This is a genomic window from Microbacterium testaceum (assembly GCF_001476285.1).
GTDB classification, from domain to species: Bacteria; Actinomycetota; Actinomycetes; order Actinomycetales; family Microbacteriaceae; genus Microbacterium; species Microbacterium testaceum_B.
In genome coordinates this window covers 36,053-55,926 of record NZ_LDRU01000055.1, presented here as the reverse complement: position 1 = coordinate 55,926, position 19,874 = coordinate 36,053, and the positions used below count along the sequence as shown (strand labels likewise).

Below are 19,874 nucleotides of genomic sequence, written 5' to 3'. Positions count from 1 at the left end.
TCAGGATGCCGCGTCGCCGGGGTCGCGCGGATCGAACGGCGCGTCGAGGGAACGTGTCAGTTCGTCGAGCATCGCCGCCACCTGCGGCTCCACGTATTCGGCGATCGCCCCCTGGATGCGCAGGCGGTGGTGCAGCAGGATCGTGCACACCTCGCGGCCGATCATGTTCGCGTAGTCGTCGGCGAGACCGACCTCCTGGCGCAGCGCCGCCTTCGCGGCGTCCGACAGCGGAGGGAGGGCGGGGATCACCGCGTCTTCTTCGGCGGCCAGGCCGGTGAGGGTGAAGAGGAACGGTGCCCCGGGCTCTGGCTCCGGGTCGAGCGGCAGCCCCTCGAACTCGGGCTCGAGGCCTTCCGCCGGACGGTACGAGCGACGGCGGTTTCGTTCGGCCTGCTGGTCCAGTTCGGCCTGCAGCATCGGGAGGTTGCGCGCGGTGTACTCGGCGACGGCGTGATCGACGATCGTCTTCACGCGGGTGGACAGACCGTGCTGGACGCCGTGGGGGACGTCGGAACCGAGACCCGCCGCGGAGAGGACCGGGGATCCGAAGCACCGACGGCACGGCGCGATACGGCCGCGGTGGTTCGCGGGCTCCCACCGGGGCAGCCATTTCAGCCAGGCGTCCACCGCCTGGCCTACCTGGGTCTCGAGCGACCGCTCCACACTCCTACGCTAGACCGACACGCCCGGGCAGCGGGGATGATCGTGTCTCCCGCGCGTCACACCCGCATCCCCGGTTGCGATCAGGGAGTGTCGTCGTCCTCGTCCTCCCAGGTCCACCGCGGGCGCTCGGTCCGTGCGCGAACGAGGAACACCCCGAAAACCGCCGCCAGCATCGCTGCGGCCGCGAGCACGCCGCCGGGCCAGCCGAGCGCGACGGTCCCGGCCGCGGCGACCGCCCGCGCGGGGTCCGCTCCACTGAAAAGGCCTCCCGCGACGATCCCCGCGAGCTCCCCCACGTAAGCGCCCAGAGCGCACGGGACCGCGGTGAGGTACCCGGGCGGCTGGGCTCGGAGCCCCCAGAGCAGGATGCCGGCGAACAGCGCTGTCGCGACCACGAGACCGATGACCCCGGGTATCGGGCCGAGGCCCGTCACAGGGATGACGTCGCGGTCGAGAACGAGGCTGGCGACCCCGAGTCCGCCGATCCCGAGAGCGACGAACGTCACGGTCGCGAAAACGACAGCGACCGGCGGGGTCACCCCCGCCGGTCGCGGCGCGTCGGTCATGGCATCCCGCCTCAGACGACGGACACCTGCGGGCCCGCTTCGAGGGTGCGCTCGTACTCGCGCTGCGCCTCGTCGTTCAGCTCGGTCACGCGCCGGCCGCGACGCGCGACCCACGCGCCGAACCAGATCGTCAGCTCGCGCCCGAGGACGAACGCGACGATCGCGAGCGGAGCGAGGACGTTGTCGCCGAGGAGGTCGACGCCCTCTCGAGCGGTGAGCATCCAGAAAGGCGCGGCGAAGAGGGCACCGAGGAGATGCCCGCCCCAGGCGATCACACCCACGACGAGGCCCCAGACCACCCAGTGTCCCCATCGGCCGCGGTTGATGAGGGCTCCGAGGAACCAGAACCCCAGGTAGAACGCCACGGTCGGCACCCAGAGACCCCACGTGGCGAGGGCACCGAGAGCGGCATTCGCGAGCCCGGACACCTGGAGGTCGCCCGTCAGCAGACGCAGACCGAGGGTCGCCGCGAGGTAGAGGACGGCGAAGCAGAGGGCGGCGAGCAGGCCGATCGCGCCGGCGGCACCGCGGTTGCCGCGCGGACGCGGGGCTTCGGGCGCCTGCACGAAGATCGGCTGCGCGGCGTTCGCGTACGCCGTCGGGGAGGCCGTCGTGGGAGCGTCGGTCGATCGCGTGTCGTAAGCGGTGGTCGACGTCACCGGAGTCGAGGACGCTCCGGCCGCCGCGGCACCCGCGGCGACGGCTCCCCCGGCAGCCGCGGCCCCGGCGGTGTCGCCGTAGGCGTCGTAGCGCTGCGTGGACGCGTCGGTCGTCGCCGCGGCGGGTGCCGCCTCGGGCTCCGCCGAAGCCGCGTACGCGGCCCAGCGGGCGTCTTCGTCATCGAGGTCGGTGGTGGTCGTGGGAGCGACCGGCGACGCGTCGTGAACGGTCGCCGTGGTCGTCTCGGCGGCTGCGGGTGCCGACGCCACATGCTGATCGCGCTCGCGCTCGTCCCAGGCGGCCTGGGCCTCGGCGGGGTCCACGGCATCGCGCTGGGCGGCCTCGGCGTCGGCCAGGCCCTCGTGCGCGCGCCCGACCACGTCGTGCGCCTCGTCTTTGGGCTCGTCGACGGGGTCACCGTACGACTGGGGGTCGCTCATCGGGGTCTCCTCACGCGCGCAAGTATCTGCGGCGTCAGGCTAACCCGCGCTCGTCGCCGTACGGCGCAGGCGTGCCGTCGTGTGTCGGTCTCGACCGTGTCGGTGGCGGCATCTAGGGTTACTTCATGGCCCGTCGCGCGTTTCGTTCGACCGGCGCAGCCGTGTTCGCGGTCGCGGCGGCGCTCGCGCTGAGCGCGTGCGCGCCGGACGACGGCGGCTCTGCCGCACCGACGACACCGGCCGCTGAGTCTCCCTCCTCCCCGACCGCGACGCCGATCCCGACGATCACCCCGACCGTCGCCCCCGCCGCCATCCCCACCGACTGCCGCGCAATGCTCTCGGCCGACGTGCTGTCCCAGTTGGCATCCGTCCCGCTGAACGACCCGTCGGTCGGCGCTTCCGGTCCGCAGCCCGACGGCTCGTTGATCTGCATCTGGCGCGATCCCGGTGCCGACACGACGGGCCTCGAGACGCGTATCACCCGCGTCGACCGCGGCCCCGCCCTCGACATGCTCAACGACCTCGTCGCCACGCAGGGCTTCAGCTGCTACACGCCCGATGACGGCACGCGGTGCGAGAAGACGTGGATCAACGACACCTACCCGGTCAACGACGGTCGCACGCTGTTCTGGCGCGACGACGTCCTGATCGACACGCAGTACTCCAACCTCGCGCCGACGGGTTACACCGCGAGCATCATCGCGTCGATCTTCGGCTGATCGCTCACTCGGCGAAGGCTCGGGATGCCACCGTCTCGGCGTAGCCGTCCGGCATCCAGTTCGTGAGGGTCGACGACACCCACCGATCGCCGCGGATGTCGTGCACCTCGACGACGCCGCCCGCCGCGCGCTCGCAGTGGACCGTGTCGCCGGAGACCTGGCATCCGAATCCCTGCGACGACAGCGTCGCCTGAACCGCCGACGCCCCCTCGGGGGTGACGGTCGACACCGTGGTCTCCATCGACCGCCCCGCCGTCCCCCGCCAGTGGCAGGTCACGACCACGGTCGCCCCCGACGCCGCGGCGGCCTCAGGGGTCGACGCCGCCGGGGTCCGACGCTGCGTCAGGAGGTTGTTGCGCGACCACACCAGCGACGACCAGAGGTCCGCCGAGTAGAGCTCGCGACAGGTCGACGCCGGCGTCGGCGCCGGCTCCGGCGTGGCCGTGGGAGCGGACCCGGCCGCGCGGAGCGTGTCGCCGACGAAGATCACGGATGCCGGGATCCCGGGGACCGCGAGCACGACCAGGACGGCGACCACCACGGTGCAGATGATTCCCACCGGCCACGCGATCCACACGTTCCGGCCACCGACTCGCGCCATCCGTTCCTCCCCGTCCACGGTAGGCGCACTCCCCCGACGCACCCGGCCTCCGACACGCCGCGGGGCACCACACGTCGCGCGGTCGAAACGCCGCGGACACGACGAAGGCCCCCGGCGTGAGCCGAGGGCCTTCGTGCGGGACGGATCCCTTAGTTGTAGCTACCGGGCGTGAAGTCGTCCGTCGTGAAGCTGTCGAAGTCGACGTAGCTCAGATCGGCGTCGGAGTACGCGCCGTCCGAGGCGAAGATGCGGTTGGGGTACCGCTCGCTCTTGGCCTCTTCCGTCGCCTCGACGGTGACGTTGCGGTACTTCGACAGGCCCGTCCCCGCGGGGATGAGCTTTCCGATGATGACGTTCTCCTTCAGGCCGACGAGCGGGTCGCTCTTGCCCTCCATGGCCGCCTGCGTCAGGACGCGGGTGGTCTCCTGGAACGACGCGGCGGACAGCCACGACTCCGTCGCGAGCGACGCCTTCGTGATACCCATCAGCTCGGGACGACCCGACGCGGGGCGCTTGCCCTCGCCGACCGTCTCGCGGTTGATGTTCTGGTACCGCTTGAAGTCGACGAGCTCACCCGGGAGCAGGTCGGTGTCGCCGTGGTCGACGACGGTGACCTTGCGCAGCATCTGGCGCACGATGACCTCGATGTGCTTGTCGTGGATCGGCACACCCTGCGAGCGGTACACGCCCTGGACGCCGTTCACGAGGTACTTCTGCACCTCGCGGGCACCCTGCACGCGCATGACCTCCTTGGGGTCGAGCGTTCCGACCTGGAGGGGCTCACCGACGGTGACGTGCTGACCATCCTCGACCAGGAGCGTCGCACGCTTCAGGACGGGGTAGACCACGGGCTCGTCGCCGTTGTCGGGCGTGAGGATGACCTTCTTGGCCTTCTCGGTCTCGTCGATCGTGATGCGGCCGTCGGCCTCGGCGATCGGCGAGGCACCCTTGGGGGTACGAGCCTCGAAGAGCTCCTGCACACGGGGAAGACCCTGCGTGATGTCGTCGGCCGACGCGGAACCACCGGTGTGGAAGGTACGCATCGTCAGCTGGGTACCGGGCTCACCGATCGACTGGGCCGCGATGATGCCGACGGCCTCGCCGATGTCGACGATCTTGCCGGTGGCGAGCGAACGGCCGTAGCACTTCGCGCAGACACCGACGGCGGAGTCGCAGGTCAGCACGGAGCGGACCTTGATGGACTCGATGCCGCCCGCGACGAGCTTGTCGATGAGGACGTCGCCCACGTCGTCGCCGGCCTCGGCCAGGACGGTTCCCTGCGCGTCGACGACAGCCGTCGCCAGCGTGCGGGCGAACACCGAGTTCTCGACGTTCGCGTCCTTGACCAGCGCACCGGTCGAGTCGGCCGCGGCGATCGGGAGCTCGAGGCCCTTCGACGTGCCGCAGTCCTCTTCGCGGATGATGACGTCCTGCGAGACGTCGACGAGACGACGCGTCAGGTACCCCGAGTCGGCCGTACGGAGGGCCGTGTCGGCCAGACCCTTACGGGCACCGTGCGTCGCGATGAAGTACTCGGCGACCGACAGACCCTCGCGGTACGAGGAGATGATCGGACGCGGGATGATCTCACCCTTGGGGTTGTTCACCAGGCCTCGCATACCCGCGATGTTGCGGATCTGCAGCCAGTTACCACGGGCGCCCGACGAGACCATGCGGTTGATGGTGTTGTCGGCCGGGAAGTTGTCCCGCATCGCCTTCTGGACCTCGTCGGTGGCCTCGGTCCAGATCTTGATGAGCTCCTGACGACGCTCGGCGTCGGTGGTGAGACCCTTCTCGTACTGCGCCTGGACCTTCGCGGCCTGCTTCTCGTAGCCGCCCACGATCTCGGCCTTGTTCGGCGGGGTGAGGATGTCGCTCAGCGCCACGGTGACACCCGAACGGGTGGCCCAGTAGAAGCCGGCGTCCTTGATCCGGTCGAGCGATGCCGCGACCTCGACCTTGGGGTACTCCTCGGCGAGCTTGTTCACGATCTGCGACAGCTTGCCCTTGTCGGCCTGCTCGCGAACGAACGGGTAGCCCTTGGGGAGCGTGGCGTTGAAGATCGCCTGGCCGAGCGAGGCGTCGACGAGACCGTGCTTGTCGTAGCCCTCGGGCGCCTGGCCCTCGAGGAACGTCAGGCCGGGGATGCGGATGCGCGCCTTGGCCTGCAGGTCGAGGGTGCCCTCGTCCTTGGCCAGGATCGCCTCGCCCACGGAACCGAACGCACGACCCTCACCGATCGCCCCCTCCTTGAGGGTGGTCAGGTGGTGCAGGCCGATGATCATGTCCTGCGAGGGCAGGGTCACCGGGCGGCCGTCCGACGGCTTCAGGATGTTGTTCGAGGCGAGCATCAGCACGCGGGCCTCGGCCTGGGCCTCGACCGACAGCGGCAGGTGGACGGCCATCTGGTCACCGTCGAAGTCGGCGTTGAACGCCGCGCAGACGAGCGGGTGCAGCTGGATCGCCTTGCCCTCGACGAGCTGGGGCTCGAACGCCTGGATGCCGAGACGGTGCAGCGTGGGTGCACGGTTCAGCAGCACGGGACGCTCGCGGATGATCTCTTCGAGCACGTCCCAGACCTCGGGACGGTAGCGCTCGACGGCGCGCTTGGCGGCCTTGATGTTCTGCGAGTGACCGAGGTCGATCAGGCGCTTGATCACGAACGGCTTGAACAGCTCGAGCGCCATCTGCTTGGGCAGACCGCACTGGTGCAGCTTCAGCTGGGGTCCGACGATGATGACCGAACGACCCGAGTAGTCGACGCGCTTTCCGAGCAGGTTCTGGCGGAAGCGACCCTGCTTTCCCTTGAGCATGTCGCTCAGGGACTTGAGGGCGCGGTTACCGGTACCGGTGACGGGGCGACCACGGCGGCCGTTGTCGAACAGTGCGTCGACGGCCTCCTGCAGCATGCGCTTCTCGTTGTTGACGATGATCTCGGGGGCACCGAGGTCGATCAGGCGACGGAGGCGGTTGTTGCGGTTGATCACGCGACGGTAGAGGTCGTTCAGGTCGGAGGTGGCGAAGCGGCCACCGTCGAGCTGGACCATCGGGCGCAGCTCCGGCGGGATCACCGGAACGACGTCGAGCACCATCGAGGCCGGCGACATGCCGGTCTGCAGGAACGAGTTGACGACCTTCAGGCGCTTGATCGCGCGGATCTTGCGCTGGCCCTTGCCCTCGGAGATCTGCAGGTGGAGGCTGTCGGCCTCGGCCTGCAGGTCGAAGGTCTCGAGGCGACGCTTGATCGACTCCGCACCCATGTGGGCCTCGAAGTACTGACCGAAGCGGTCCTGCAGCTCGTGGAAGACGTCGTCCTCGGGCTTGAGGGCGCCGACCTCGAGCGTGCGGAAGTCCTCCCACACGCGCTCGAGCTTGGCGATCTGCTCGTCCGCGTTCTTGCGGGCGGCCGTCATGTCCTTCTCGGCGGCGTCCTTGACCTTCTTCTTCTGGTCCGCCTTGGCGCCCTCCGCCTCGAGGGCGGCGAGCTCCTCCTCGAGCTTGGCCAGGCGAGCGGCGATGCGGGCATCGCGGCGGTCGCCGAGCGTCTTCAGCTCGAGACGGATGTTGTTCTCCTGCGTGGCGAGGTCGCGGTGACGAGCATCCTCGTCGACCGAGATCACCATGTAGGCGGCGAAGTAGATGACCTTCTCGAGGTCCTTCGGCGCCATGTCGAGCAGGTAGCCGAGGCGCGAGGGAACACCCTTGAAGTACCAGATGTGCGTGACGGGCGCGGCGAGCTCGATGTGGCCCATGCGCTCGCGACGGACCGAGGACTTGGTGACCTCGACGCCGCAGCGCTCGCAGACGATGCCCTTGAAGCGCACGCGCTTGTACTTGCCGCAGGCGCACTCCCAGTCGCGGGAGGGTCCGAAGATCTGCTCGCCGAAGAGGCCGTCCTTCTCGGGCTTCAGCGTGCGGTAGTTGATCGTCTCGGGCTTCTTGACCTCACCGAAGGACCAACGACGGATGTCGTCGGCGGTGGCCAGACCGATACGGATCTGATCGAAAGTGGTTGATTCGAGCACTGGTTCTCCTGTGTCGGAATTCTCTGAAATCTGAGCTGGGTCGCTGAGCTGGGAGCTCAGATCTCGTCGATCGACGAGGACTCGAAGCGGCTGGAGATGTTGATGCCGAGCTCTTCCGCTGCGCGGAAGGCGTCGTCATCCGTGTCACGGAGGTTGACCGCGGTGCCGTCGGCCGAGAGGACCTCGACGTTCAGGCAGAGCGACTGCATTTCCTTCATGAGGACCTTGAACGACTCGGGGATGCCGGGCTCCTGGATGTTCTCGCCCTTGACGATCGCCTCGTAGACCTTGACGCGGCCGAGGATGTCGTCGGACTTGATCGTGAGGAGCTCCTGCAGCGCGTACGCGGCACCGTAGGCCTCGAGTGCCCACACTTCCATCTCACCGAAGCGCTGGCCACCGAACTGCGCCTTACCACCGAGCGGCTGCTGGGTGATCATCGAGTACGGGCCCGTCGAACGCGCGTGGATCTTGTCGTCGACCAGGTGGTGCAGCTTCAGGATGTACATGTAGCCGACCGAGATGGGCGCCGGGAAGGGCTCGCCGTAGCGACCGTCGAACAGGATGGTCTTCCCGCTCGAGTCGATCAGACGCTGGCCGTCGCGGTTGGGGATCGTGGAGTCGAGCAGACCCGCGATCTCCTCCTCGAAGGCGCCGTCGAACACCGGGGTCGCGACCTTGGTGCCGGGAGCGGCCTCGCGAGCCTGCTCGGGCAGGTGCGCCGCCCACTCGGGCGTGCCCTCGACCTTCCACCCCTGCTGGGCGATCCAGCCGAGGTGGAGCTCCAGGACCTGACCGAAGTTCATTCGACCGGGGATACCGAGCGGGTTCAGCACGACGTCGACGGGGGTGCCGTCGGCGAGGAAGGGCATGTCCTCGATCGGAAGGATCTTGGCGATGACACCCTTGTTGCCGTGGCGGCCGGCGAGCTTGTCGCCCTCGGTGATCTTGCGCTTCTGGGCGATGTAGACCACGACGCGGCGGTTGACACCCGAGCCGAGCTCGTCGTCTCCGTCTTCGGCGTTGAACTCCTTGACGGCGATGATCGTGCCCTGCTCACCGTGGGGCACCTTCAGCGAGGTGTCACGGACTTCGCGGCTCTTCTCGTTGAAGATCGCGCGGAGCAGACGCTCTTCGGCGCTGAGCTCGGTCTCACCCTTGGGCGTGACCTTGCCGACGAGGATGTCGCCGGGGCGCACCTCGGCACCGATGCGGACGATGCCGCGCTCGTCGAGGTCCTTCAGCAGGTCGGGGCTGACGTTGGGGAGATCACGCGTGATCTCTTCCTTGCCGAGCTTCGTGTCGCGGGCGTCGACCTCGTACTCCTCGATGTGGATCGAGGAGAGCGTGTCATCCTTCACCAGGTCCTGGCTCAGGATGATCGCGTCTTCGAAGTTGTGACCCTCCCACGTCATGAACGCCACGAGGAGGTTCTTACCGAGGGCGAGCTCGCCGTTCTCGGTGGCGGGGCCGTCGGCGATGACCTCGCCGGCCTCGACACGCTCGCCGGCGGAGACGACCACACGCTGGTTGTACGACGTGCCCTGGTTGGAGCGGTCGAACTTGCGGAGGAAGTAGTCCTGCGTGCCGCCCTCGTCGAGCTGCACGGTCACGACGTCGGCCGAGACCTCGAGGACCACACCGGACTTCTCGGCGGTCACGACGTCACCGGCGTCGATCGCGGCGAAGCCCTCCATACCGGTACCGACCACGGGCGACTCGCTGCGCACGAGCGGCACGGCCTGGCGCTGCATGTTCGCACCCATGAGGGCGCGGTTGGCGTCGTCGTGCTCGAGGAAGGGGATGAGCGAGGTCGCCACCGACACCATCTGGCGCGGCGAGACGTCCATGTAGCCGATCTCCTCCACCGGGAAGAGGTCGACCTCGCCACCCTGACCACGACGGGCCAGGATGCGGTCCTCCACGAAGTGGCCGTCGGCCTTGAGGGCGACACCGGCCTGGGCGACGATGTGGTCGCTCTCTTCGCTGGCCGTGAGGTAGTCGATCGTGTCGGTCACGCGACCGTCCACGACGCGGCGGTACGGCGTCTCGATGAAACCGAACGCGTTGATGCGGGCGAACGAGGCGAGCGAACCGATCAGACCGATGTTCGGGCCTTCGGGCGTCTCGATCGGGCACATGCGGCCGTAGTGCGAGGGGTGGACGTCACGGACCTCGACGCCGGCGCGCTCACGCGACAGACCGCCGGGACCCAGCGCCGACAGGCGACGCTTGTGGGTCAGACCCGCGAGCGGGTTGTTCTGGTCCATGAACTGCGACAGCTGCGAGGTTCCGAAGAACTCCTTGATCGCGGCGACGACGGGGCGCACGTTGATCAGGGTCTGCGGCGTGATCGCCTCGATGTCCTGCGTGGTCATGCGCTCGCGGACGACGCGCTCCATGCGCGACAGACCGGTGCGGACCTGGTTCTGGATGAGCTCGCCGACGGCGCGGATACGACGGTTGCCGAAGTTGTCGATGTCGTCGGTGTCGAGACGGATCTCGGCGGGCTTGCCGCCGCGCACGCCGTCGAACGACACGTCTCCGCGGTGCAGGCGGACGAGGTACTTGATCGTCGCGACGATGTCGTCGACGGTCAGCACCGAGTCGCTGAGCGGCTTGTCGAGGCCGAGCTTCTGGTTGATCTTGTAGCGACCCACCTTGGCCAGGTCGTAGCGCTTGGCGTTGAAGTAGAAGTTGTCGAGGAGCGCGCGCGCAGCCTCGGCGGCGACCTGCTCGCCCGGACGGAGCTTGCGGTAGATGTCGCGGAGGGCGTCTTCCTTCGTGAGGATCGTGTCCTTGGACAGCGTCTCTTCGATGGAGTCGAAGCCGGAGAACTCGGCGAGGATGTCTTCGCTGGTCAGACCGAGGGCCTTGAGGAAGACGGTGACCGACTGCTTGCGCTTACGGTCGATGCGGACGCCGACCTGGTCGCGCTTGTCGATCTCGAACTCGAGCCAGGCACCGCGCGAGGGGATGACGCGCGCCGACACGATGTCCTTGTCGGACGTCTTGTCGGGGGTCTTGTCGAAGTAGACACCGGGCGAGCGCACGAGCTGCGACACCACGACACGCTCGGTGCCGTTGATGATGAACGTGCCCTTGTCGGTCTGGAGCGGGAAGTCGCCCATGAAGACCGTCTGCGTCTTGATCTCACCGGTCTGGTGGTTCATGAACTCGGCCTCGACGTACAGCGGGGCGGCGTAGGTCTTGCCGCGCTCCTTGCACTCTTCGATCGAGTACTTCTCGGGCTCGAGGTAGGGGTTGGTGAACGAGAGCTGCATCGTCTCGCTGAGGTCTTCGATCGGCGAGATCTCTTCGAAGATCTCCTCCAGACCGCTGATCTCGGGCACGTCGGTGCGGCCTTCGGCCTGCGCCTCGGCGACGCGGGCCTTCCATGCGTCGTTACCGACGAGCCAATCGAACGACTCGGTCTGCAGCGCGAGCAGATCGGGAACGGTCAGCTTGTCGGAGATCTTCGCGAACGAGAGGCGAGATGCGCCGCGTCCGCTCTTCGGGGTGGTGGTGGATGCGTTGCTCGCAGCAGCCAAGGGAATAACCTCCAGAAGCCCGGGCGAGGGGCTCGTGATTCCTTGTCGTCAGGTGGAGTGCGTTCCTGCCCCGATAACCTGCTCGCCACACACCGCGGTGAAGCGGGGACGGACAGGCTCAGCCGACCACCATATGAGGGCAGGGGGAATCGAGGAGCGCAAAGTCCAAGCATACGCGGGAGGACTCGCCGTGTCCAGTCGAATTCTTGACGCGTTTGCGGACCTGCGGTATAAACGCGTGCGCCCGTCGGGCATTCCCCTCCGCGACCGCGTCAGACGCGCCGGAACCGCACGCGGTCGCCGGGCCTCGCCTGCGCGAGCGCGTCGAGCGTGGCATCCGTCACCACGGCGATCACGGGGTATCCCCCGGTGACCGGACCGTCGGCGAGCAGCACGACCGGCTGCCCGTGCGGTGGAACCTGGATCGCCCCCGGACGCATGCCCTCGCTCTGCAGTTCACCGGGACGGAGGCGCTCGAGCTCGGGTCCGTTGAGGCGGATGCCGACCCGATCCGCGTGCGTCGATACCTCCCACTCCGTATCGACGAGCGTTTCTCGCGCCCCCGGGGCGAACCAGTCCGCGCGGGGTCCCGCGGCGATTCCCACCTCGATCAGCCCCGGCGGCACGGACCAGGGGAAGCAATCGAGAACGGGGATCGCGGATGCCGGGGCCCCGGCATCCAGGACATCCCCGGCGCGCACGGGGGCGGGTCCGAGACCGGCGAGCACATCGCTCGCGCGCGAGCCGAGGGCGAGGGGCGCGAGGATCCCGCCGCGCAGCGCGAGGTACGAGCGCAGGCCGGCACGGGCGGGCGCGATCGAGAGCTCGGCACCCGCGGGGACCCGGACGGGTGCGTAGAGGTCGCGCGCCCGTCCGTCGACGCGCAGGTCGGTGAGGGCGCCGGTCACGCACACCCAGACGTCGGACTCGGCCCGCGCACGGAAGCCGCCGAGCGCGATCTCCAGGCCCGCGTCGGCCTCGTCGTTGCCGACCAGGCGGTTCGCGATGTGGAGCGCTGCGCGATCGAGAGCCCCCGATCGCGCGACGCCGAGGGCGGCGAGGTGCGGACGTCCGAGGTCCTGGACCGTGGTGAAGCCGCCGGGGTCGAGCACGCGGAGGCCGGGAGCGGCCGACGCGGGATGGAGGGAGGACGAGGGACGAAGGGAGGATGAAACCGCGGCACCGGCTCCTCCGCTCGTCCCCGCTCCTCCGCTCGTCACCGAATCAGGCGGGGCGGGAGGAGCCGGAGGCGCGGTGGCGACACGCGAGCGCTCGGGCACGAAGCGCACGCGGGCGCGCGGGGGGAGCAGCACCGGGTCGGCGGCATCCGGATCGAAGAGCACGGCGTCGGTCGTCCCGATGAGGCGCCAGCCGCCCGGCGTCTCGCGCGGGTACGCCCCACTGAAGCCGCCGGCCAGACCCACCGCGCCCGCCGGCACACGGGTGCGGGGCTGGGTGAGCCGCGGCACGTCGAAGGGCCAGTCGTCGCTCACGAGGTAGGCGAAGCCAGGGGCGAAGCCGGTGAACGCCACCGTCCACGGGGCGGCGGAGTGTCGGGTGATGAGCTCGTCGACCCGGATGCCGAGCGAGGCGGCGGTGGAGGTGAGATCGGCGCCGTCGTAGCGCAGCGGAACCTCGACGAGGGGGCCGGAGGGGGTGGCATCCGGAGTCGTCCGAGAAGCGGCGTGGACCCAGGCGCGGACGGCATCGTGCGAGATGCGCCGGGGATCGAAGGCGACCAGGACGGTGCGGGCCGCGGGGACCAGATCGTCGACGCCGGGCGGTGGATCGGCGGCGAGCGCGGCGTGGAGCGCGAGCACGTCGGGAAGGTCGTCGACCTCGGCCAGGACGGCGCGCTCCCCCATCGGCCGCAGCGTCACCACGGGGCGCGTACCTCGACGCCCGCGGCGTCCAGCGCGGCACGGACGGCGCGGGCCATCGCGACGGCCGAGGGGGTGTCGCCGTGCAGGCAGAGCGAGGCGGCCTCGACGGCGAGGCGATCGCCGTCGACCGTCTCGACGTCACCGTCGCGCACGAGGCGCAGCGCCCGCTCGGCGACGCGGGCGGGATCGTCGATCAGCGCCCCGGCTTCACCGCGGGGAACCAGGCCCCCGGCGGCCGTGTAGCCGCGGTCCAGGAACGCCTCGTGCACGAACGGCAGACCCGCGGATGCCGCTGCCCCCGCGATCGCGCCGGGCAGACCCAGCACGGGCAGGGGTCGGCCGAGACGCTCGGCGTGGTCGGCGACGGCGGCGACGACCGCCGCAGCCTGAACGGGGTCGGCCGACACGGCGTGGTAGAGCGCACCGTGGGGCTTGACGTAGCGCAGGTCGGCTCCGGCGGAGACGAGCGCGTCGAGCTGCGCGGCGACGCTCGCGCGGAGGTCGGCCGGATCGGGGTCGCGGGGCACGCGGCCGAAATGCTCGCGGTCGTCGTAGGACGGATGCGCGCCGACGGCCACACCGAAACGCGCGGCGCGATCGACAGCCTCGCGCATCGAGACCGCATCGCCGGCGTGGCCCCCGCAGGCGACGTTGGCACTCGAGATGACGGCGAACATCGCTTCGTCGTCGGCGGTCGGCATCCCGTCGACGGTCTCGCCGAGATCGGCGTTGAGGTCCACGCGCATGCTGCCACGGTAGCGCCGCGGGTCCGCGTCGGGGCTCGGGGGCGGCGCGCGATACGGCCGGGCTCGTTACGGCCGCGTGACGATGTGCGCCCGGGGGTGGGCAGAAGCGGCGGGGCGGGCGAGGATGGACCAATGACCTCCGATGTCGCCGGTCCCCCCGCTCCGGCATCCCCCCAGCCCCTGCTCTCGGTCCGTGATCTCGCGGTCGACTTCGCCACCATGGACGGTCCCGTGCGGGCCGTCGATGGGGTGAATCTCGACATCCACGCGGGTGAGACCATCGCGATCGTCGGCGAGTCCGGCTCCGGCAAATCGACGACCGCCATGGCGATCATCGGCCTGTTGGCATCCGGTGGCCGCGTCGCGCGCGGGCAGATCCTGCTCGACGGCGAAGACCTCACGACCTTCGGCGAAGCCCGCATGCGCCAGGTGCGCGGTCGGCAGATCGGCCTCGTGCCGCAGGACCCGATGTCGAACCTCAACCCCGTCGCGAAGATCGGGACGCAGGTGGCGGAGACACTGCTCGCGCACGGGCTGGCCGACCGTTCGAGCGTGAAGGGCAGAGTCGTCGAGGCGCTCGAGGCCGCCGGACTGCCGGACGCCGAGAAGCGGGCGACGCAGTATCCGCACGAGTTCTCGGGCGGGATGCGCCAACGCGCGCTCATCGCGATCGGGCTCGCGTGCCGACCGCGCCTTCTCATCGCCGACGAGCCGACCAGCGCCCTCGACGTGACCGTGCAGCAGACGATCCTCGACCAGATCGACAAGCAGACGGACGAGCTCGGGGCGGCCGTGCTGCTGATCACGCACGACCTGGGGCTCGCAGCCGAACGCGCGTCGCGCGTCGTCGTGATGCACCGCGGACGCGTGGTCGAGCAGGGACCGGCGCGGCAGATCCTCGAGGATCCCCAGCACTCCTACACGAAGTCGCTCGTGGCGGCGGCCCCGTCGGTTGCGGCGGTGCGGCTGCGGCCCGAGGACTTCCGCGGCGACCGGGCAGTGGCGCCGGCACGCGAGAACATCGTCGAGATCGAGAACCTGACGAAGGTGTACCCGGTGCGCGGGCGCGGTGAGGACTTCCGCGCGGTCGACGACGTCTCGCTGTCGATTCCGCGCGGCCAGACCGTCGCGATCGTCGGCGAGTCGGGATCGGGCAAGACGACCACCGCGCGCATGCTGCTGAAGGTCGTCGAGCCCACGAGCGGCTCGATCCGCTTCGACGGTCAGGATGTGTCGACGTTGAAAGGCGACGCCCTGCGGCAGTTCCGCCAGAAGGTCCAGCCGATCTTCCAGGATCCGTACTCGAGCCTGAACCCCATGTTCACGATCGAGCGGATCGTGGAGGAACCCCTCTCCTTCTACAAGCGCGGGTCGAAGGCCGACCGTTCGAAGCGCGTGCGTCAGTTGATGGATGACGTGGCTCTGCCGGCATCCATGCTCCGTCGCTATCCCTCGGAGCTGTCGGGCGGGCAGCGGCAGCGCGTCGCGATCGCTCGCGCCCTCGCGCTGTCGCCGGAGCTGATCGTGTGCGATGAGCCGGTGTCGGCGCTCGACGTGCTCGTGCAGGCGCAGATACTCGAGCTGCTCGGCGACCTGCAGCGCGAGTACGGCCTGAGCTACCTCTTCATCTCGCACGACCTCGCGGTGGTGCGGCTCATCAGCGACTACGTGTGCGTCATGAAGGATGGGCGCCTCGTGGAGGCGGCATCCAGTGAAGAGGTCTTCACGAACCCGCGCGATCCGTACACGCGGCGGCTGCTGTCGTCGATCCCGGGGAATGAGCTGGGGCTGGCCGGCTGAGGTCGCCGTTCCGGGGGAGGCGGCTCTGCTCACGAACCTTGTCCCACTTATGGCGGTGCATGTCCCAAAGAAGGCTGGCTCGGCGGGCGCCAACCGGCCATAAGTGGGACACGGATGCCGTCGAGCCAGCGCAGCATGCACGCCGGAAGCGCGCTGCTGGGGGTAGCGCGCTGCTGGGGGTGGTGTGCATCTTGGCCGGAGGGAGTGCATGTCCCACTTATGGCGGTGTATGTCCCACAAATGGCTGGGCCCGCAGGCGTCAACCCGCAATAAGTGGGACATGGATGCCGGGGCGCCGGGGCCGCGGCCCGACCCGCGCGAGCGAGCCGGGGCCGGAACAGCCGGGCGAAGCGCTACCGCGCGCGGGTGCGCGGGTCCATCGCCTCGCGGAGCGACTCCCCCAGCAGAGTGAAGCCCAGGGCCGTCACGGCGATGCAGATACCGGGGAGGAACGCCAGCCACGGGGCGATCGCGAGCTCGGCCTGCGCGTAGGTGAGCATGCGGCCCCACTCCGCGGTCTGCGGGAGCCCGCCGCCGAGGCCCAGGAACGACAGGGCGGCGGCATCGATCACGGCGGTGGCGAGGGTGAGCGTGCCCTGCACGATGACCGGGCCGACGCTGTTGGGCAGCACGTGGGTCATCGTGATGGTCCGGCGGCTGAGGCCGAGCGTCTGCGCCGAGAGCACGTAGTCGGCGCCACGTTGCTGCAGCATCGACGCCCTCAGGAGCCGGGCGAACACGGGCACCTGCGATGCGCCGATGGCGATCATGATCGCGAGCTGGCTCTGGCCGAGGATCGCGGCAATCGAGACGGCGAGCAGCAGGTTCGGCACCGACAGGAGGATGTCGACGAAGCGCATCACGAGCGCGTCGACCCAGCCGCCGAACATCCCCGCGAGAAGGCCCAGGGCCATGCCGCCGAGGAGGCCCAGGGCCGTGGAGATCACGCCGATCTGCAGAGACGACTGGGCGCCCCAGATGAGCTTGGACAGCACGTCGCCGCCGAAGCGATCCAGGCCGAGGGGGAACTCGGCCATCTCACCCGGGCCGGGGATGTCGGTCGGCGTGATGAAGCGCTGACCGGGCAGCGACTCGGCCGGGTACGGCGCGAGGAGAGGTGCGAGGGCGGCGACGAGGAGGAACGCCAGCACGATGATCGCGCCGATCCAGGCGACCGGGCTGCGGCGGATCCGCTGGAAGACGTCGTGCCAGAACCCGCCGCGCGCTTGGGCGGCGAGCAGCTGCGCATCGACCACCGCGTTGTCGTCGACGGGGCCGCCGCTGGGGGCGGGAGGGAGGATCGAAGAGCTCACTGGACTCTCACTCTCGGGTCGATGACGCTGTACGACAGGTCGACCAACAGGTTGATGAGCGCGTACGCGATCGCGATGAAGATGATGAAGCCCTGCAGCACGGGGAAGTCGCGCGTGAAGATCGCCCGCGCGAGGAACTGTCCGATGCCGGGGAAGGCGAAGACCGTCTCGGTGAGCACCGCGCCCGAGATGAGCAGGCCCGCCTGCAGACCCACCGTCGTGATGACGGGGAGCATCGCGTTGCGCAGGATGAAGCGGTTGCGCAGCGTCCCGGTGCCGATGCCCTTCGCGCGGCCCGTGCGGACGTAGTCGGCATTCTGCACCTCGAGCACCGACGCGCGGGTGATGCGCACGATGATCGCGAGCGGGATGGTGCCGAGCGCGATCGCGGGCAGGATCAGGTGGAGGATGGCATCCCACGACGCGTCGAACTCGCCCGTGATGAGGCCGTCGAACACGTAGAGATTCGTGTAGTGCGTCGCATCGATGCGCGGGTTCTGCCGGCCGTCGGAGGGCAACCAGCCCAGCTGCACGGCGAAGACGTACTTCAGGATGAAAGCGAGGAAGAAGACCGGGATCGTGATGCCGATGAGGCTGAGGACGACGGCGGTGTGGTCCCAGATCTTGCCGTGGCGACGGGCGGCCCAGTATCCGAGCGGGATGCCGATGCCCACCGCCACGATGAGCGCGGCGATCGAGAGCTCGAGGGTCGCGGGGAACCGGCGGACGAACTCCTCGAGCACCGGCCTCCCCGTCTGGATCGAGGAGCCGAAGTCGCCGGTGAGCAGGCGCCCGAGCCAGGTGAAGTACTGCACGTACAGGGGCTCGTTGAAGCCGTAGAGCTCGTTGATGCGCTCGACGGCCTCGGGGGTCGCGCGCTCACCGAGAAGGGCGACGGCCGGTCCGCCGGGGAGCGCGCGGACCCAGGCGAAGAGCAGGATCGAGAGGCCGAACAGGGTCGGGATGAGCAGGAGCAGGCGTCTGCCGATGGTGCGGAGCACGGATTCTCACAGGGTGTCGGGAGCGGGGGGATGCGGGATGCCGCCGGCCCTGCCGTCCGAGACGGTGCGGGGCCGGCGGCATCCGGAGCCAACGGGCCCCGACGCCATGACGGCGCGGGACCCGTGGCATCCGGATCACGGCATCCGGGTCACTCGGTGAGTTCGATCTCGTTGTAGACCTCGTCCTGCACGGGGCTGGCCGGGTACGACTTCACGCGCTTCGCGAAGGCGAGCGTCGGCACCGGGTTCGCGAGCGGAACACCGGGCAGGAACGTCGCGATCTGCTCGTTCACCGCCTGGTAGGCGGGATCCTGCTCGGCCTCGGTCGCGATGCCGCGGGCCGAGGTGAGCGCCGAGAAGAGCTCGGCGTTGTCGAAGCCCCACTCGTTGGAGGTCCCGCCGAAGAACGTGCCCACGAAGTTGTCGGGGTCGTTGTAGTCGCCGGTCCAGCCGAGCAGGTGGATGCCGTGCTCGCTGCCACCCTGGATGAGGTCGAGGTACTCGCCCCACTCGTTCGACACCGGGTTGAGCACGATGCCCACCGCCTGCAGCTGCGACTGCAGGTTGGTGAAGATCTGCTCGGGGTTCGGCATGTACGGACGCGAGATGTTGACCGGGTAGTTGAAGGTCAGGGTCAACGGGTTGGCCTCGGTGAAGCCGGCCTCGGCGAGCAGGGCCTTGGCGGCATCCTGGTCGAAGTCGTACGTCGTGACGCCGGAGTTGAAGCCGATGACGCTGTCGGGCATGAACTGGGATGCCACGGTCGTGCCCTCGGGCAAGACCTGCGTCACCAGCTGCTCCTTGTCGATGGCGTGGGCGATCGCCTGGCGCACGCGGATGTCGGCGAGCGCGGGGTCGGCCTGGTTCATCCCGAGGTAGAGGATGTTGAACGGGTCGCGGTTGGTGAGCATGTAGCCCGCGCTCTCGAGCGCACCGAGGTCGGCCGGGGCGACGAGGTCGTAGCCGTCGATCGAGCCGGACTCGAGGGCCTGACGACGAGCGGTCGTGTCGCCGATGACGCGGAAGATGACCTGCTGCACCTGGCCCTGCTCGCCCCAGTAGCCGTCGAACGCGGTGACAGTTGCTTCCGCGCCGGGCTCCCACGAGTCGAATTCGAACGGACCGGTGCCGGTGGGGTGCGCCTGGGCGTACTCGCTGAGGGTCGGCGCCTCGGACGTGCCGCCGACCTCGTCGGCCTTGTACTCCTGGAGGGCGGTGGGGCTCTGGATCGCGAACGCGGGGAGCGAGAGCGCCGGGATGAAGCCGGCGAACGGCTCGGTCAACGTGATCGTCACCTCGGTGGGGCTGGCCGCTTCGCAACCGCCATATATCGAGGTGCCCGTGTCGGAGTAACCGCGCATGATCTTGCCCCAGTAGTAGGACAGGCTCTCGGACTGTGCGATGCCGGTGAAGTTGTTCTGCCGGTCGAAGTTGAAGCAGACCGCGTCGGCGTTGAAGTCGGTGTCGTCGTGGAACTTCACGCCCTCTTTGAGCTGGAACGTGTACGACAGCCCGTCGTCGGACTGCGCCCAGCTCTCGGCGAGCATGGGCGCGGGGTCGGCCGTGCCGGGCTCGACACCGACGAGTCCCTCGAAGATCTGTCGCGAGATGCGGAACGACTCACCGTCGCTCGCGAAGGCGGGGTCGAGGCTCGACGGATCGCCCGAGGCGCCGAAGACGAAGGTGGAGTCGACGTCGCCGCCGGCGTTACCACCGCCGTTGTCGTCACGTTGGCTCGTGCAACCCGAGAGGGCGAGAGCGCCGACGGCGATGATCGCACCTCCCGCGAGCACGCGGGTACGGAGATTTCCTTGCATTTTTTGTTGTGACCTTCCGGGGGGAGGAAAGGAGGAGCCCGACGGCGCTGTCACTTCGTCGTGCCGCGCTCCGCTTGCTGTTCCCCCGA

13 protein-coding genes are annotated in these 19,874 nt (G+C 69.2%); 2 read left to right on the top strand and 11 right to left on the bottom strand.

Going from position 1 to position 19,874, the window contains the following annotated elements:
• The 3 genes from NS283_RS10150 to NS283_RS10140 form a co-directional block, all read right to left on the bottom strand.
• Positions 1 to 663, bottom strand: coding sequence for a hypothetical protein (locus NS283_RS10150; RefSeq protein ID WP_058596744.1), 663 nt, complete (start codon positions 661 to 663; stop codon positions 1 to 3).
• 80 nt (positions 664 to 743) lie between these two features.
• Complete coding sequence (locus NS283_RS10145; RefSeq protein ID WP_058596743.1) at positions 744 to 1,229, bottom strand: hypothetical protein; 486 nt, start codon at positions 1,227 to 1,229, stop codon at positions 744 to 746.
• Positions 1,230 to 1,240: 11 nt separating this feature from the next.
• Complete coding sequence (locus NS283_RS10140) at positions 1,241 to 2,329, bottom strand: hypothetical protein (RefSeq protein WP_058596742.1); 1,089 nt, start codon at positions 2,327 to 2,329, stop codon at positions 1,241 to 1,243.
• A gap of 125 nt (positions 2,330 to 2,454) precedes the next feature.
• On the opposite strand from NS283_RS10140, the gene NS283_RS10135 reads away from it, so the two are divergent.
• Positions 2,455 to 3,048 (top strand): hypothetical protein, encoded by a 594-nt coding sequence (locus NS283_RS10135; RefSeq protein ID WP_058596741.1) that lies wholly within the window; start codon positions 2,455 to 2,457, stop codon positions 3,046 to 3,048.
• 4 nt (positions 3,049 to 3,052) lie between these two features.
• Here NS283_RS10135 and NS283_RS10130 read toward each other — a convergent pair whose 3' ends face one another.
• The 5 genes from NS283_RS10130 to NS283_RS10110 form a co-directional block, all read right to left on the bottom strand.
• Positions 3,053 to 3,649: a hypothetical protein gene (locus NS283_RS10130; RefSeq protein ID WP_058596740.1), complete on the bottom strand. Its 597-nt coding sequence runs from the start codon at positions 3,647 to 3,649 to the stop codon at positions 3,053 to 3,055.
• A gap of 149 nt (positions 3,650 to 3,798) precedes the next feature.
• Entirely contained in the window at positions 3,799 to 7,674 is a 3,876-nt protein-coding gene (rpoC, locus tag NS283_RS10125; protein WP_058596739.1) for a DNA-directed RNA polymerase subunit beta', read from the bottom strand.
• Positions 7,675 to 7,730: 56 nt separating this feature from the next.
• Positions 7,731 to 11,225 (bottom strand): DNA-directed RNA polymerase subunit beta, encoded by a 3,495-nt coding sequence (rpoB, locus tag NS283_RS10120; protein WP_058596738.1) that lies wholly within the window; start codon positions 11,223 to 11,225, stop codon positions 7,731 to 7,733.
• A gap of 272 nt (positions 11,226 to 11,497) precedes the next feature.
• Entirely contained in the window at positions 11,498 to 13,090 is a 1,593-nt protein-coding gene (locus NS283_RS10115; protein ID WP_193752666.1) for an urea amidolyase family protein, read from the bottom strand.
• Positions 13,091 to 13,101: 11 nt separating this feature from the next.
• The gene (locus NS283_RS10110) at positions 13,102 to 13,854 is read right to left on the bottom strand and encodes a 5-oxoprolinase subunit PxpA (protein WP_058596737.1); all 753 of its coding nucleotides are present in this window, start codon (positions 13,852 to 13,854) and stop codon (positions 13,102 to 13,104) included.
• 132 nt (positions 13,855 to 13,986) lie between these two features.
• Between NS283_RS10110 and NS283_RS10105 the strand changes: the two genes are divergently transcribed.
• Complete coding sequence (locus NS283_RS10105) at positions 13,987 to 15,654, top strand: ABC transporter ATP-binding protein (protein ID WP_058596736.1); 1,668 nt, start codon at positions 13,987 to 13,989, stop codon at positions 15,652 to 15,654.
• A 353-nt stretch (positions 15,655 to 16,007) separates the two neighbouring features.
• Here the strand turns inward: NS283_RS10105 and NS283_RS10100 are convergent, their stop codons facing one another.
• From NS283_RS10100 to NS283_RS10090, 3 genes are all read right to left on the bottom strand, one after another.
• Positions 16,008 to 16,967, bottom strand: coding sequence for an ABC transporter permease (locus NS283_RS10100; RefSeq protein ID WP_058596735.1), 960 nt, complete (start codon positions 16,965 to 16,967; stop codon positions 16,008 to 16,010).
• Complete coding sequence (locus NS283_RS10095; protein ID WP_058596734.1) at positions 16,964 to 17,968, bottom strand: ABC transporter permease; 1,005 nt, start codon at positions 17,966 to 17,968, stop codon at positions 16,964 to 16,966. The genes NS283_RS10100 and NS283_RS10095 overlap by 4 nt, the downstream gene beginning before the upstream one ends.
• A 149-nt stretch (positions 17,969 to 18,117) precedes the next feature.
• On the bottom strand, positions 18,118 to 19,785 hold the full coding sequence (locus NS283_RS10090) for an ABC transporter substrate-binding protein (protein WP_058596733.1): 1,668 nt from the start codon (positions 19,783 to 19,785) through the stop codon (positions 18,118 to 18,120).
• Between the last annotated feature and the right edge of the window lie 89 nt (positions 19,786 to 19,874).

Coding starts and splice junctions, on each gene's coding strand:
- NS283_RS10145 (WP_058596743.1), bottom strand. CDS start 1,229: ATGACCGACGCGCCGCGACCGGCGGGGGTGACCCCGCCGGTCGCTGTC.
- NS283_RS10140 (WP_058596742.1), bottom strand. CDS start 2,329: ATGAGCGACCCCCAGTCGTACGGTGACCCCGTCGACGAGCCCAAAGAC.
- NS283_RS10135 (WP_058596741.1), top strand. CDS start 2,455: ATGGCCCGTCGCGCGTTTCGTTCGACCGGCGCAGCCGTGTTCGCGGTC.
- NS283_RS10130 (WP_058596740.1), bottom strand. CDS start 3,649: ATGGCGCGAGTCGGTGGCCGGAACGTGTGGATCGCGTGGCCGGTGGGA.
- NS283_RS10115 (WP_193752666.1), bottom strand. CDS start 13,090: ATGGGGGAGCGCGCCGTCCTGGCCGAGGTCGACGACCTTCCCGACGTG.
- NS283_RS10110 (WP_058596737.1), bottom strand. CDS start 13,854: ATGCGCGTGGACCTCAACGCCGATCTCGGCGAGACCGTCGACGGGATG.
- NS283_RS10105 (WP_058596736.1), top strand. CDS start 13,987: ATGACCTCCGATGTCGCCGGTCCCCCCGCTCCGGCATCCCCCCAGCCC.
- NS283_RS10090 (WP_058596733.1), bottom strand. CDS start 19,785: ATGCAAGGAAATCTCCGTACCCGCGTGCTCGCGGGAGGTGCGATCATC.